Origin of the sequence: Fulvivirga sp. M361 (genome assembly GCF_007097395.1) — a bacterium.
In the GTDB taxonomy this organism is placed as follows: Bacteria; Bacteroidota; Bacteroidia; order Cytophagales; family Cyclobacteriaceae; genus Fulvivirga.
In genome coordinates this window covers 186851-201630 of record NZ_VKDC01000004.1, presented here as the reverse complement: position 1 = coordinate 201630, position 14780 = coordinate 186851, and the positions used below count along the sequence as shown (strand labels likewise).

At 40.5% G+C, this 14780-nt stretch carries 13 protein-coding genes; all 13 read left to right on the top strand.

Annotated elements, in window-relative coordinates; translation table 11 throughout:
- The first annotated feature begins 18 nt into the window (after positions 1-18).
- The 13 genes from FNH22_RS04505 (at position 19) to FNH22_RS04445 (ending at position 14775) form a co-directional block, all read left to right on the top strand.
- Positions 19-1194, top strand: coding sequence for a DUF4105 domain-containing protein (locus FNH22_RS04505; RefSeq protein WP_143397144.1), 1176 nt, complete (start codon positions 19-21; stop codon positions 1192-1194).
- Between the two features lie 94 nt (positions 1195-1288).
- Entirely contained in the window at positions 1289-1720 is a 432-nt protein-coding gene (locus tag FNH22_RS04500) for an SRPBCC domain-containing protein (RefSeq protein WP_143397143.1), read from the top strand.
- Entirely contained in the window at positions 1717-2706 is a 990-nt protein-coding gene (locus FNH22_RS04495) for a YafY family protein (RefSeq protein WP_143397142.1), read from the top strand. The genes FNH22_RS04500 and FNH22_RS04495 overlap by 4 nt, the downstream gene beginning before the upstream one ends.
- A 375-nt stretch (positions 2707-3081) precedes the next feature.
- Complete coding sequence (locus FNH22_RS04490; RefSeq protein WP_143397141.1) at positions 3082-4038, top strand: GyrI-like domain-containing protein; 957 nt, start codon at positions 3082-3084, stop codon at positions 4036-4038.
- Between the two features lie 54 nt (positions 4039-4092).
- Entirely contained in the window at positions 4093-5181 is a 1089-nt protein-coding gene (locus FNH22_RS04485) for a DNA alkylation repair protein (protein ID WP_143397140.1), read from the top strand.
- 136 nt (positions 5182-5317) lie between these two features.
- Positions 5318-5539, top strand: coding sequence for a hypothetical protein (locus FNH22_RS04480; RefSeq protein ID WP_143397139.1), 222 nt, complete (start codon positions 5318-5320; stop codon positions 5537-5539).
- A gap of 363 nt (positions 5540-5902) precedes the next feature.
- The gene (locus tag FNH22_RS04475) at positions 5903-6985 is read left to right on the top strand and encodes a sensor histidine kinase (RefSeq protein WP_143397138.1); all 1083 of its coding nucleotides are present in this window, start codon (positions 5903-5905) and stop codon (positions 6983-6985) included.
- Between the two features lie 68 nt (positions 6986-7053).
- Complete coding sequence (locus FNH22_RS04470) at positions 7054-7779, top strand: LytTR family DNA-binding domain-containing protein (RefSeq protein WP_143397137.1); 726 nt, start codon at positions 7054-7056, stop codon at positions 7777-7779.
- A 184-nt stretch (positions 7780-7963) separates the two neighbouring features.
- Positions 7964-12157: a tetratricopeptide repeat protein gene (locus FNH22_RS04465; protein ID WP_143397136.1), complete on the top strand. Its 4194-nt coding sequence runs from the start codon at positions 7964-7966 to the stop codon at positions 12155-12157.
- 156 nt (positions 12158-12313) lie between these two features.
- The gene (locus tag FNH22_RS04460; RefSeq protein WP_185154074.1) at positions 12314-12799 is read left to right on the top strand and encodes a thermonuclease family protein; all 486 of its coding nucleotides are present in this window, start codon (positions 12314-12316) and stop codon (positions 12797-12799) included.
- An 89-nt stretch (positions 12800-12888) separates the two neighbouring features.
- Positions 12889-13383 carry a GbsR/MarR family transcriptional regulator gene (locus tag FNH22_RS04455; RefSeq protein WP_143397134.1) on the top strand — a complete coding sequence of 165 codons (495 nt, stop codon included), beginning with the start codon at positions 12889-12891 and terminating at the stop codon, positions 13381-13383.
- 38 nt (positions 13384-13421) lie between these two features.
- The gene (locus tag FNH22_RS04450; RefSeq protein ID WP_143397133.1) at positions 13422-14336 is read left to right on the top strand and encodes a class I SAM-dependent methyltransferase; all 915 of its coding nucleotides are present in this window, start codon (positions 13422-13424) and stop codon (positions 14334-14336) included.
- A 67-nt stretch (positions 14337-14403) separates the two neighbouring features.
- The gene (locus tag FNH22_RS04445) at positions 14404-14775 is read left to right on the top strand and encodes a hypothetical protein (RefSeq protein ID WP_143397132.1); all 372 of its coding nucleotides are present in this window, start codon (positions 14404-14406) and stop codon (positions 14773-14775) included.
- The last annotated feature ends 5 nt before the right edge of the window (positions 14776-14780 follow it).

Below are 14780 nucleotides of genomic sequence, written 5' to 3'. Positions count from 1 at the left end.
TCGTAGTATATTCACAAGATGAAAACATTTTACTCCCTGCTTCTTCTGCTCCTTAGCTTCAATGTTCACAGCCAGGTGAAATTGTCAAACAAAGCAGATATACGCGTAATAACCGTTGGTCCTTACCAGGGAGAGCTTTATTCTGCTTTTGGGCATAGCGGCATAAGGGTGTATGACCCGGTCAACAGAATAGATGACTTCTATAACTATGGCATATTTAACTTTGATCAGCCTAACTTCTATTTGAATTTTGCCCGCGGGTTCCTGAACTACAGAGTGGCTGTGAGTGATTATTCCAGGGTGGCTAATTTCTATTCCTATGAAAATCGCTACATACACGAACAAGTACTCAATCTGGATTCAATACAGCAGCAACAACTCTTTGAGTATCTGGTATGGAATGCCAAGCCGGAAAATATGTATTACTATTATGACTACTTCTATGATAACTGTGCTACCAGGGTGCGTGATGTGCTGGAAAAAGCTTTGCCGGGAAGTGTCTCTTTTGATGGTTCTTACATTACTACAGATTATAGTATTCGTGACCTTACGGATGTATATCTTCAGTACCAGCCATGGGGTGATCTTGGGATAGATATATGCCTTGGATTGCCCATGGATGTAAAGGCGACACCTTTTATGTATATGTTCCTCCCGGACTATGTGGAATCGGGATTTGACCATGCCAGTATTATTCATAATGGTCAGAGCGTACCTTTAGTAAAGGAGAAAGTAATGAGTTATACGCCCAGGGAAGTAACCGTTTCAGAAAGCTTTTTTACTCCCATGGTAGTATTTACACTCATACTGGTAGCTGGTGTATTCATCACATTTACAGGATATAAAAAGAAGAAAGCTTTTTTAGGGATTGATGCTGTACTGTTCAGTATCATAGGACTGATAGGATGGTTACTATTTTTGCTATGGATAGCTACGGACCATAAGGCTGCTGCACGAAATATGAATCTGTTATGGGCCTTTCCTCTCCATTTTCCCATGGGCTTGTTACTGCTGAGCAGTAGATGGAATACTTTTAAGTCAATTTATTTCAAGGCAATTGTCATCCTTCAGGCGATAACATTGATAGGATGGTTTTTCTGGCCTCAAAATATGCACGAAGCACTCATTCCCATTGTGGTTTTGTTATTGATAAGGTCATGGCATGTTCATAAGCGTTTGAAAATGTCAATATAAAGTAAAAGGTTGTCCCGGATGCTTCCGAAGTGGATCATTAGACAAAGGACGAACTAAGTATAAATAGCAGGCATTTAAATTACCGTTTGATAACATGAAAGAATTGTATACAGAAATTCAGATCAATGCACCTGCATCAAAAATCTGGTCCGTTCTAATGGATTTTGACCTATATCCCGAATGGAATCCTTTTGTGATAAGTGTCATTGGCCGCGCCCATTTGAGAGAACGTTTGAAAGTGACAATTCAAACAGGTGAAGCAAAAACGATGCGGTTTACCCCAAGGGTGACCATTTTCAAAAAGGAGAAAGAATTTGCCTGGTTAGGCCAGCTTTTGATGGCAGGGCTGTTCGACGGACACCATAGGTTTGAGATCAAAGAAATAGAGCACGGGCAGCACCTGTTTATTCAAAAAGAACAATTCAGCGGTTTACTCGTGCCGCTATTCTGGAAAAAACTGGATGTGGGTACCCGTGCAGGTTTCGTAATGATGAATGAAGCACTTAAAAAAAGAGCAGAGCAATGAATCGGATCGATCGTCTTTCAGCAATATTGATTCAATTACAGAGTAAAAAAATAGTGAAGGCCCATGAAATTGCCGATCGTTTTGATATCAGCCTTCGCACGGTGTATCGTGATGTGCGTGCGCTGGAAGAGGCCGGCATACCCATAGGCGCTGAAGCCGGAGTGGGCTATTTTCTAATGGAAGGATACAGCTTGCCGCCGGTAAAATTTTCAAAAGAAGAGGCTGGTTCATTACTTATGGCTTCCAAATTGGCCGAAAAGCTGACAGACCGATCCATTAAAAAACACCTAAGTGATGCCTTGCTTAAAATTCGTTCGGCGTTAAAACTGGAAGAGAAAGATTATCTCGAAAGCATTGAAAATAGTATTGAAGTAATCCATTTACCTGAAACAATGAATAATACCGATGCATCCTTTCCCGATCATTTTTTGACTGAAATACAGAATGCTCTGGCACAGAAAAAGGTCATCAACTTTGATTACTTCTCGAATTATAATGGCGCTTTTACCAATCGTAATGTTGAGCCTTTGAGCCTTTGTTATTATTCCAGGCATTGGCATTTAATAGGATACTGCCAACTCAGGAATGATTTGCGTGACTTTCGTTCAGATCGCATCATGAAATTATCAATGACAGCTCAGGCTTTTGAACCTTCCAGGCATTCAGACTATAAAGACTATGTGACTACTATTATGCAAGGGTCGGAACTGCAGGAAGTTACCATAAGATTCACACACGCGGTGACCCCGTACATCAATGAGCAAAAATATTTTATGGGCTATGTAGAAAGCACCAAAGCAGCTGATTACGAAGAAATGAAATTTATGACGGCTGATCATCGCAACTTTGCCCATTGGTTGCTCCAGTTTAGTGATCAGGCAACTATTGTTGCACCTCAGACCTTGAAAGATCGGGTGATTTTATTACTAAAGCAGGCTCATGTGCATCATTCAGCCTTAGAGCATGCCGAAAAACCAGGCAATTGAATAAATACCAATGGCAAGGGCTACCGGCATAGCTGCGAGACCTTTGAAAAGTTGGCTAGCCTTATTTTTTCATTTTTTTTAATAGATAGTACTTATTTCTGATGAGCACTCTTATTTAAGTATAAACATTGTGGGTAGTTTTCCAGGTGGCATTTTCTTTTAATACCTTAAAGCCTTCTTTTTGCTTGTAAGACTGATACCATTGGAAATGGGTTATTCATGGAGCACTGTGCTCCAAACCGTCCTCCGTACATTTTTCTAAGGTTTCTTCGCCGGACGAAAACAGTGTTCCGTATTTTTTCAATTTTTTTCATTTTTCTCAAATCCTGCTGACATAGGGTTGTCACTACCCCCTGTTTTCTTTACTGAAAAAACATGAAACATCTAACAATTCTAATTTTAATGATCATGACAGCAGTAGTGACAGCAAAAGAAACCGCCGTTTATGAACTGGTAGTTTACAAAATCAAAAAAGATTATGAAGATAACTATCACGAAGTACTGGCAAAGGCCAGGGGGCATATACAAAAACTGCCCGGTTTGATAGAATACCAGACCTTTCGTTCTGCAGAACATACCACAGTTTTTATGGATCTGGTCAAGTGGAATTCAATAGAAGAAGCGCTGGACGCAGCCAAGAAGGTGGAAAAAATGAAAGAACTGGCAGAATTCATGAAGGCATTTGAAGAAATCAAATTTATGGACCATTTTGAATCGTTTGACTTAGAAAATACCACTAAGCTGGATTTGATCAAGGCAGATAAGGACTACTATAAAGCTGGACGGGAGCCTGTTATAGTGAATGTCAAACCTTATAACTATTTAATGATCAATGGTGTTTCTGCTCCCGAGGATGTGCGATTTCTTGAAGCTATAGAGGCCATTTATTCCGTAGCATATACGGTTAAATTCCAATATAAGTCCAAAGAGAAAGATTTCGTGGTGCCCAAAATGGAGGCGCAATGGTGGGCGGAAGGACCTCTCACTTTTGAGCAAACGCCAAGAGAGGAGTGGCACTGGAATATAGTGATCCCAATGCCGGAATATGTAGAAGCGGAGGAAGTAGAAAGTGCTATTCAAATCTCAATAGAAAAAAAGCAACAGTCTCAGATCAGTGAGGTGGAATTCAAACCGCTGAATGAAGGCAGGTCTATTCAGGTACTGCATGTTGGAAGTTACGAAGAAGAAGGTCCGACATTGGAAAAAATATTTGCCTTTGCCGCTGAAGAAGGACTTGAGATCAACGGTCATCATCATGAAATCTATATTACTGACCCGAGAAAGACAGCCGTTGAAAAGTTAAAAACGATCATTCGTTATCCCGTGAAATAACCAAGCATATGGCGCTGTCTTTATTTTCGGGCAGCGCTATTTAAAATAATTACTATGGCAGAACCACTCAAAAACCAATTTTTTCAACCTCCATTTATTACAGCGTTAGGTAACTCATTACAAGAGGAATATGAACACTTTAACGCTAAACAGTTTACACAAGATGTATTAAATAACATATGGACAGACCTGGAATTAAAAGGGCGTATGACCCATATCAGCCAACAACTGCATAAACAACTGCCTGAAAGTTTTCCGGAAGCGGTCAATATTCTTTCAAAAGTAGTGCACACGTTTACCGGGTTTGATGGTATGGTCTTTCCTGACTATGTACAACACTATGGTTTGAACCATTGGAATGAATCAATGGATGCTTTGGCCTTATTTACGCAGTACTCCAGTAGTGAATTTGCGATAAGACCATTCATAATGTCTTATGAAAAAGAAACGATGAGTAAAATGCATGAATGGTCTTTACATGCTGATCATCATCTTCGGCGGCTGTCCAGTGAAGGCTGTCGTCCACGCTTACCCTGGGCCATGGCATTGCCAGGGTTTAAAGCAAATCCCATCAGGATCATTCCTATTCTTGAAAACCTTAAGGCAGACTCTTCTGATTATGTGCGGAAAAGCGTAGCCAATAATTTAAATGACATTACAAAAGATAACCCGGATGTTGTAATAGGTATTGCCCAACGCTGGGGACTTAATGTTAAAGAAACGCATTGGATAGTAAAACAAGGACTCAGGAGTCTTGTGAAATCAGGAAATACAGATGCACTCGATATATTGGGTTTTACCAAAGCAGAGGTACAACTATCAGACTTTATACTACAAAACGACAGCATACAGTTAGGAGAAGGTATTCAGTTCACTTTTACGTTGACCAATAAAGGTGCTAAAGCCTGCCACATAGCGGTTGACTACATCATCCACTTTAAAAAAGCCAATGGTTCCAATACGCCCAAAGTATTTAAATTGACTACCAGTAAAATGGAACCCGGTGGAAGTCAGCGTTTTTCGAAAGAACACCGGATTACACCTATTACAACACGTCGTTATTATGGTGGTGAGCAGCTATTGGAGGTCCAGGTAAATGGTACCGTGCTGGCAAAGAAAGCTTTTAAGCTTAGTATTGTTTAAGCCTCAACAGATCAGTCAAAATGAAGAACGGGTTAATTGACGTCTGGTCGACACCATAGGTTATTTCGACGATTAATACATACTAAGGCCAACATTTTAATCGTTGTTACGGTTACTTAATAATAAACATAGCGCTATGGAAAACCTACAATTAAACCAGGAAGGAAAAGAAATCAAGCTGAAAAGAGCATTGATTTTGGGAAACTTCTATCAAAGAAAAGTAAAGATCATCAGAGCCATTAATCAAGGTTATGAAACAATCGTTGATACTATCGTCGGATTGAAGCATGATTTTGTGATTACACGAGATGGACGAAGTATTCCCAAAAGCTCTATTAAGATCATTTATCAAATATAAATTTCTCCGAAAGCCAAGCTGTACATTATTAAAACCGGGTCATTCACCCGGTTTTTTTATTTATCCCAGACCGGGTTGATGCCTTACACACGATCAAAACAACTGTGCTCTCATCAATACAATATGTTAATTTATGATCTGACCTACATCTGTAGACCAGGAACAAAGCGGTTGAAGCGCTTTTACACATTAAACGACGCTTTTAATATGTTGGAAGGGGTCGTTGGTCGAAATATCTGTTGACATACAACTTTCCCAGCTTAAACACGATTAATTTTATTGTAGTTGAGTGTTGTGAAATTGGATCCTGCCATAAGATTCAGGAAAAGCACGCCTGACCATAGTTAACAGATAGTATAGATAATGCAAACAAGCCTGATTACATATTATCAGCGAATTCCAAGGTTAGGAAAACACATCTTGTTTTGGCTTACCTTTATTACTTTTTTTGCTGTGTTGTACGGCAGTTTTGATGAAGATTATGGTCGCCAGTTCAGGCTGCAACTTATTTACCTACCTAATAAGCTGCTGGCTACTTATATCACCATTTACATACTTCTGCCCCGCTTTCTGCTTACCGAGCAATACCTCAGGTTTTTCTCTCTGACCAGCCTGGTCTTGTTGGTAGCAGGTTTTATGCATTGGCTCACTTATTATTATGGGGAGGCGCCTATATTCTGGCCGGAAAAAGATATAGGCCCTTTGTGGTATCCTAACAAAATATTGAAATCCGCCACGTATGTATATCCGGTGGTGGTATTGGCAACATTGATCAAGTTTTTTAAACACTGGTACCAAAACCAGCAGGCTACGCGGCAGCTTGCGGAAGATAAATTAAGCGCCGAACTCAAATTTTTACGATCGCAAATACATCCGCATTTTCTTTTTAACACCTTGAATAACCTGTATGCACTTACCTTAAAGAAATCTGAAAAAGCCCCGGAAGTTGTCTTAAAGCTATCTCATTTGTTAAACTATATGCTTTATGAATGCAATACGGATCGTGTGCCGCTTTCGAAAGAGATTGAGTTACTCAAAAATTACGTGTCGTTGGAAAAACTCCGTTATGGTAACCGTCTGGACATATCGCTGAATATATCCGGTAATACACGTGATCATGACATAGCACCCATGCTGGTGCTTCCATTTATAGAAAACAGTTTTAAACATGGTGTCAGTGATGAGATTGAAGACGCCTGGGTGAGTATTGATCTAACCATTAAAGAATGCCTGCTTACCTTAAAGGTGGACAATAGTAAAAGCAATCAGCTAAGTAAAGATGAACAGAAATATAGAGAAGGGATAGGATTGAAAAATGTGAAAAGAAGGTTGGAATTATTGTATAAAGGTGGTTACGAGCTAAAAACCCTGGATACCGTTGAGTCCTACCTGATCGTTTTAAAAATGGATATGCAGTCACACAAAAATGTAGTAAAAGCGGATTGATGGTTCATTTTAAACCCTAAAAAGACCTGGTTTGGTCCCTTGTAAGGATGCTTAAATAGTATAACATTATGAAAACGAAGTGCCTGATAGTAGACGATGAACCATTGGCTGTAGAGATCATAGAATCTTACCTCAATCGCCTGGATAATATGGAGATTATTGGTAGTTGTAACAATGCGATCAAAGCGTTTGAAGTTTTGCAAAAGCAGCCGGTAAACCTACTTTTTCTGGATATTCAAATGCCCAGACTTACAGGGATAGACTTCCTTAAGACACTTAAAAACCCACCGAAAGTAATCCTGACCACGGCATATCGCGAGTATGCTCTTGAAAGTTATGAGTTAGATGTGGTAGACTACCTTTTAAAGCCAATTTCCTTTGAGCGTTTTTTCAAAGCGGTAAGTAAAATATATCGACAGGAAATGACCGGCAATGGTGGGTTCAGGGAAAAAGAGGCAAATGCCACGGATAATGACCCTTACCTGTACCTAAAGGCAGATAAAAAGATGGTAAAGGTGATGCTTAAAGACATCCTTTACATAGAAAGTCTCAAGGATTACGTACGTGTAAAAACTCCTGCCAAAGATGTAATTACACATCAAACCATCAGTTATTTTGAAGAAAAGTTGAGCGAAGACTCATTTTTACGCATCCATCGTTCCTTTATAGTGCCCATTGGTAAGATTGAGACCTTTTCCGCTTCAGCAGTGGAAGTGCCGGGTAAGGAGCTGCCTATTGGCCGCATTTATAAAAATAATGTGTTGAAAGTGTTAAACGAGCTGCATCATTTGTGATGCTATTGCTTGAGGGTCAACAGCGAAGTTAGTAAAGCTAATTTTGAACAAAACCCGCTTAAGGTGATGATAGGTCCTTACAAACTTCATTTGATACCTGTTTTAGATATAAAGTCCCTTTAGGCGAATTCCATATTTATTAGTTAAATTAATAACTTTACTAGTAGTCAATTTTTTAATCGGTATGAAAAAGACATTTGGCATCCTTTTCATTTTTATATGTACAGGACTATTTACGGAAATTTTTGCGCAGGACGATCCATTGCTCGATACCTACAACAAGGCGAATGAAAAGCTGAATAAGGGAGAGTACAAAAGTGCACTGTTGGATTACAGCCAACTTATCAACTCTAAATTCAGTGATAAAGAAGTACTGGTAAAACGAGGTATAGCCTACTTCCAAACCAAAGCATATCAAGAGGCTAAATCTGATTTTGATGCGGCATTGAAGGCCAGAATAAATACAGCTGATCTCTTCGGCTATCGGGGGCTTACCAAATATGAGTTAAAAGACTATCAGAGTGCCGCTGCAGATCTGGAAAAAGGTATAGATATGGGTTTTAATGAGCCCCAGGCTTACTTTCACCTGGCGAATGCAAAGTTTCGGTTGGATAATTATAACGATGCAGTAAAGTATTACGACCGTGCCGTTACCGCAGGTTTAAACAACGCTTCACTGTTTAATAATCGCGGTAAAGCCAAGTACAACCTAAAGAACCTCGCAGGTGCAGTACAGGACTATGATAAAGCGTTGTCAGCAGATGCCGGATATACAAAAGCACTTGAGAACCGTGCCCTGGCGCAATATGAGTTGAAAAACTGGGAAGCGGCAAAGACCGATTATGAAAAATTGATCAAGAGCGGACAAGTGACAGCGGATAATTTTGAGAGAAAAGCCATTAGTATTTATCAGGCCGGCAAACCTGCGGACGCAATTAAGGACATGGAAAGTGCCATTCAACGCGGGAGTAAAAATGATCTGTTGAAATTGTACCTTGGGAATGCTTATTATGCACAGGAAGATATAAAAAAAGCAACGCTTTACTACGAACAGGCACAACGCGCCGGATTGGAAGACAAGCAATTACCCATTAACCTGGGGAAGATATATTTCCAAACGAAAAACTATTCAGCAGCAGAAACTACTCTTTCGGAGGCTTTGAATAAGGGTAACAATACAGCGGATGTATACCTGTATCGCGGATTGGCAAGGTACCAACTAAAGAATGAAGAAGGTGCTTTACCCGACCTGCAAAGGGCGATAGAAGGAGGCGCTACTAACTATGAGGCTTTCAGTTATCTCGGCAATCTGCAATTCAAACAGGAAGAGTACTACCGGGCTATAGCTAACTATGATAAGGCCTTGGCGGTAACAGCTACTGATCATGTTATATTTAATAATAGAGGTAAAGCCAGGTTTAAACTGGATAAGCCCCGGGAAGCCGTAGCTGATTACTCCAAAGCACTGGAGTTAAAGGCGGACTACAGTAAAGCGCTCGAAAACCGGGCAGAAGCCTATTTTTCATTGGACAAGTGGTCAGAGGTGAAAGAAGATCTGGAAAAGCTTAAAACCAAGGTGCCTTTAGAGGCAGAACACTATGAAAAGCTGGGAATAGCTTATTATAAGCTGGAGCAATATGAAACTGCCGTTAAAACACTAAAGTCTGCTATTCAACGCGGGTCCAAAAATGAAAAGCTGAATGAAATGTTAGGGGTGTCTTACTTCAAAACAAGTAATTATAAGGAGGCCTTCAGTTATTTACAAAAAGCGGAAACGACTGGTTCTACCGTAGGAGAATTAGATTTAATGCTGGGTACATCGGCTTATGAAACCAAAAACTATCAGTCTGCGGCTGATTATCTGGCAAAAGCCATTGCCGCAGGGGCAAATGATCCCAATATATTCTTCATGCGAGGGATGTCCCTGTATAATTCCAAAGATACTGATGGGGCATTTGAAGACCTTAAAAAAGCGGTGAATGCGGGTGTTTCAGATTACACTGCTTTTAAGATACTTGGTGATCTGCATTTCAAGAAACAGGAATACCCCGACGCCATTGCTTCATATGATAAAGCTATAGCGCTAAAAAGTACTGATCCGGTCATTTTTAACAATAGAGGTAAGGCGAAAATACTTAGTGGAAATAAGCAAGCTGCTCTGAGTGACTATGATAAGGCACTCGCCATTCGTCCTGATTATGGAAAAGCCTTGCTCAGCAGAGGTGAGCTGAAGTTTGACTTAAAAGACTATCCGGGAGCGGTAGCTGATCTGGAATCTGCTAAAGAAGCCTCAGGTATGACTAAATCTGTGGTGAAGATGCTGGCGTTGTCATACTATCAAATGGGACAAAAGGATGAGGCAAAAAAGTACCTGGACCGTGCCATTAAAGAAGACATAAAAGTAGGAGAGGTATTCCTTTACCGGGGATTGATCAGCTATGATGAAAAAGATTATAAAGGTGCGGCCACTTATCTGGACAAAGCTGAGGACCTTGGCATGAAATCAATGGAGGTCTTTGAGAAAAGAGGTGATGCCAAATTTGAGCTTAAAAAATATCAGGCTTCGCTGGATGACCTGGGTCGTGTGCAAGCAGCCGGTAAAGCCTCCGCAGAAGTGCTCCGTAAGATGGGCTTGGCCAATTATGAATTGAAAGTATATGATCAGGCAATAGACCTGCTCAAAAAAGCGACCGCAAAAGGGGCCGGTGGACAGGAGTTATATTACAACCTGGGTAATGCTCAGTTTCGCCTCAAAAACTTCAAAGAAGCGATCCTTTCATATGATGCCGCTATTACTGCCGGGGCAAACGATGAGATAATTTACAATAACCGTGGTAAAGCTAAAATGCTTAACGACAATGTCAACGGTGCGCTGGCTGATTATAATAAATCATTACAAATAAAGCCTGATTACCAGGTGGCACTACGGAATAGAGGTACGGCAAACTATCTTCAAAAGAACTACAAGGAAGCGATCACTGATTTGAATGCAGTAGTAAGCACGGGTAAGGGAGGTAAAGAAGAATACCTTTACCTCGGGGTGTCAAAGCTTGAGACCAACGATCATACGGGCGCTCTTGCCGACCTGGAAAAAGCACGCTCACTAGGGGCAAATGATAAACTGCTGTTTTATGGCATAGGGAACGCACGTTACCTGTCAAGAGACTTCGAAAATGCGATACCGGATCTGGAAAAAGCAGCCAATAGCGATCTGGCGGATAACAAGACACTAAAACACCTGGGAAATGCCAAATACGAAATGGAAAACTATAGTGGGGCCCTCAATGACCTGAAACGTGCCGTAGCGGCCGGTGTCAGTGATGCTGAAACGCTTCATAACCTGGGGCATGCCTACTACGAAGGAAAAGATTTTGAAGAAGCCATCTCCTCGTTGAATAAGGCCATTCAGTCAGACGATGCCTATGGCTCTGCCTACTATCACCGTGGCAATTCAAAGTTTCGTGTAAAGAACTACGAAAGTGCTATTAAAGACTATGATCAGGCTATAGCCAATGGTATCGATAATGCATTGGTATACAATAACCGCGGTAAGGCGCACCAGCTATTAGAAAGATATGATGAGGCTATTTCTAACTTTGACAAGGCCATTTCTATCGATGATACGTATGCCAAGGCATATCAGAACAGGGGAGAAACATACTACAAAAAAGGAGATTTCGAAGGCGCCATAGAGAGTTTAGCACGTTTTGAGAAAATAACCGACGAGGAAAATCCTCAGGTTGTCTTTTATCTGGGAGAGGCCTATTATGCGCAGGATGATTATGTCAGGGCGCTTTCATACTACGACAGATCCATAGAGCTGGGAAATAAAGATGTTGAATTATATAAACACAGGGCAAAGGCGCTTATCGCTAATGAAGATTATGCTGCTGCTGTCAAGGATATTGACAAACTGCTGAAGCAAGGTACAAACACAGCCTCATTATACATCGACAGGGCCAGGGCCAATACCTACCTGGGGAATCCCAGGGCAGCCATACAAGATCTGGATAATGCCGTCTCAGCAGAGCCGAATAATCCTGATGCTTATTACAATCGGGGCTATCTAAAAGAAGAAGCAGAAGATTATGAGGGTGCGATCAGCGATTATAATAAAGTCATAAAACTTACACCGGAAGATGCACGGGCTTACTACGATCTTGCCAATGTCAAAATGGCTGTTGGAGACGTTGGAGGAGCGCTTGAGCCTATCAATAAAGCGGTTGAACTGGACAGCTCAGAACCCTCTTTTCATAAAGTAAAAGGCAATGTACATTATCGCCTCAAGCAAAACGCCCCTGCGTGTGAAAGTTGGCAGAAAGCATTACAATTAGGGGATAAAAAAGCAGATTACTTTATCCAACAGTACTGCAAATGATCTCAGGGTTTCCCCTTAAGGGAAATCCAATTATTTGTATAAGTTACTCATTCAGAATGTTGTAGATATTGCAATAACTTCAATTTAACCCTGAACCTTACATCAGTGGTTTCCCGGCACGCTTTTAAAGTATATACTGTAAAAAGTGTTATGTCTATGAGAAGTTTATTGATGATCTGTATTTACTTGGGCTTCTCTTTTCTTCAAGCCCAAGAGTTTTCTGCAAAAGTAATAAGCGTGATGGATGGTAATACGTTTGAGATTATCGATCCGGAGAAAGAAAAAGTAAAGATAATGTTAAGCATGGTAGATGCACCGGAGCTGGGGCAGTCCTTTTCAGAGGAAGCCAAGGCATATGCGGAGAAACTGTTGCTGAAAAAGAAGGTGACCGTTGAGTATCAGGGAAAAGATTTTTTTGGAAACAAACTCGCGCACATTACGCTGAAAAATGGTGACGAAGTGCACAAACTATTGTTAGAACAAGGCCTTGCCATGGTTATGGAACGTAAAAAAGATACTGAACTATTGGCCATCCAGGAAAAGGTAAAAAAAGAGCAAATTGGTCTGTGGGCTTCTGATGATATCGTGACTCCCTGGGTGTTCAGAAGGAAACAAACCATGTTACAAGCCAAATCCCGTTAAACATACTTCAATTTTTATAACTACCTGTTTTTTTATTCTATACTTTCAATAATTATTGAAAGTATAGAATATTTATATATCTTTGGAACATGGAGTACGACGAGGCAAAGCATAAATTCATACAAGCCTGGGGTACATTAGGCTCAAGTTGGGGTATTAATAAAGCAATGGCACAAATTCATGCCTTATTACTGATCTCCAAGCAACCGCTGTCTACAGAGGACGTTATGGAAGAGCTTCAAATATCCCGTGGGAATGCAAATATGAATATCCGCGCTTTGATTGATTGGGGAATTGTACAAAAGGAGTTGATCGTCGGGGAGCGAAAAGAACATTTCGTGGCGATTAAAGATGTATGGGAGCTGGCCAGGCAGGTATCGAAAGAACGTCGTAAGAGAGAAATAGAGCCCATCGTTAGAGTACTGAATGAGGTACAGGCTGTTACAGGTGATACCGATAGTGTGAGAGAGTTTAAAAAAATGACAGGTGAGCTGAAGGACTTTTCTTTAAAAGTAGATGGAGCGCTCGATAAATTCACCCGGTCCGACAAAAACTGGTTTTTTAAAATGCTGCTTAAGCTTTAATTTTTTATTTCTATTTGTTTCAAAAATTATTGAAAAAAATGAATTATTGTAAAACAATCTGTACTGACGTCAAAGAACGTCCAATTAAAACATCAGGAACGGGAAAAAAGGAACTCCTTTCTTATTATGAAAAGGCCGGCCCTGATTACGCAACATGGAGCAAAAAATTCAATATGCATTTTGGGTACTTTTCAAAAGGTATGAATCCGTTCAACAGGGAAGCCATGCTGGAGAATATGAACCTGCAAGTGTTTAAAAGGTTGAAATTAGATCGGGTTTCCAATGGTACATTGGTAGACTTAGGGTGTGGTCTAGGAGCAACGTTAAGAACGGCCGGTGCAAACTTCCCGCATCTGCAACTCATAGGGCTCACACTGGTACCCTGGCAAGTACAACAGGCAAGAGAATTGAATAATGTACAGGAATGTAACAAGGAAATTCAAATCATTGAAGCAGATTATTGTGCGATACCTCTGGAAGATGCATCTGTAGACTCTGTATTAGCTATAGAAAGCAGCTGTTACGCTCCCGGCGCCTCAAAATACAGGCTATTTAAAGAGATTTACCGGGTACTCAAACCAGGAGGGCATTTCGTAATTGCTGATGGTTTTTTGAAGAGTAATGCCAGTATGGGACTCTTTATTCGTCGAGCTTACAACAAGCTGTGCCAATCCTGGGCGCTCACAGAACTGGGTAATATAAAGAATGTAGAAAAATCTATCCTTGCCTTAAATTTTAAGGATTATCATATAGAAGAGAGGTCCTGGAATGTAGCTCCGTCTGTCGCACATGTTCCTTTTACGGTGCTAACATTTCTGACACGTCAGCTCATCTTCGGAGGTGCACCTATGTGCAAAGAGCGATGGGATAACCTGAAATCTCCCTTACTTACCCTGATTTTGGGCCTTACCAGAAAACATTTTGGATATTACCTGATCAGCGGGACAAAATAGTTTTTTTGATTTTAACTTTCAAAAGTTATTGAAAATAATGAATGAAAAATAAACAACCTTTAAGACTATGAATTACATCATTTTAACATATGCACTCTACCTACCCGCCACCATCGGCCTCACGGTTTGGGTAGCGAAAACGTTATTTGTCAATGGCCGGATCTTTCTGATTGATATATTCCATGGAAATGAACTATTGGCAGATAGCGTCAATAAGTTACTCGTAACAGGCTTTTACCTCATCAATATTGGATACGCTGTTTATACACTTCAAATACTGGATGATATCCAAACTACACGTGCTGTAATAGAGAAACTGAGCCTGAAACTAGGGGCTATTATTTTAATACTGGGAGGCATGCATTTCTTCAACCTGTTTATGTTTTTCAATTTGCGCAAACGCGCCACAAAGAATCCCACCCATCATGATCAGGTTTAACTTCT

Coding starts and splice junctions, on each gene's coding strand:
- FNH22_RS04505 (WP_143397144.1), top strand. CDS start 19: ATGAAAACATTTTACTCCCTGCTTCTTCTGCTCCTTAGCTTCAATGTT.
- FNH22_RS04500 (WP_143397143.1), top strand. CDS start 1,289: ATGAAAGAATTGTATACAGAAATTCAGATCAATGCACCTGCATCAAAA.
- FNH22_RS04495 (WP_143397142.1), top strand. CDS start 1,717: ATGAATCGGATCGATCGTCTTTCAGCAATATTGATTCAATTACAGAGT.
- FNH22_RS04490 (WP_143397141.1), top strand. CDS start 3,082: ATGAAACATCTAACAATTCTAATTTTAATGATCATGACAGCAGTAGTG.
- FNH22_RS04485 (WP_143397140.1), top strand. CDS start 4,093: ATGGCAGAACCACTCAAAAACCAATTTTTTCAACCTCCATTTATTACA.
- FNH22_RS04480 (WP_143397139.1), top strand. CDS start 5,318: ATGGAAAACCTACAATTAAACCAGGAAGGAAAAGAAATCAAGCTGAAA.
- FNH22_RS04475 (WP_143397138.1), top strand. CDS start 5,903: ATGCAAACAAGCCTGATTACATATTATCAGCGAATTCCAAGGTTAGGA.
- FNH22_RS04470 (WP_143397137.1), top strand. CDS start 7,054: ATGAAAACGAAGTGCCTGATAGTAGACGATGAACCATTGGCTGTAGAG.
- FNH22_RS04465 (WP_143397136.1), top strand. CDS start 7,964: ATGAAAAAGACATTTGGCATCCTTTTCATTTTTATATGTACAGGACTA.
- FNH22_RS04460 (WP_185154074.1), top strand. CDS start 12,314: ATGAGAAGTTTATTGATGATCTGTATTTACTTGGGCTTCTCTTTTCTT.
- FNH22_RS04455 (WP_143397134.1), top strand. CDS start 12,889: ATGGAGTACGACGAGGCAAAGCATAAATTCATACAAGCCTGGGGTACA.
- FNH22_RS04450 (WP_143397133.1), top strand. CDS start 13,422: ATGAATTATTGTAAAACAATCTGTACTGACGTCAAAGAACGTCCAATT.
- FNH22_RS04445 (WP_143397132.1), top strand. CDS start 14,404: ATGAATTACATCATTTTAACATATGCACTCTACCTACCCGCCACCATC.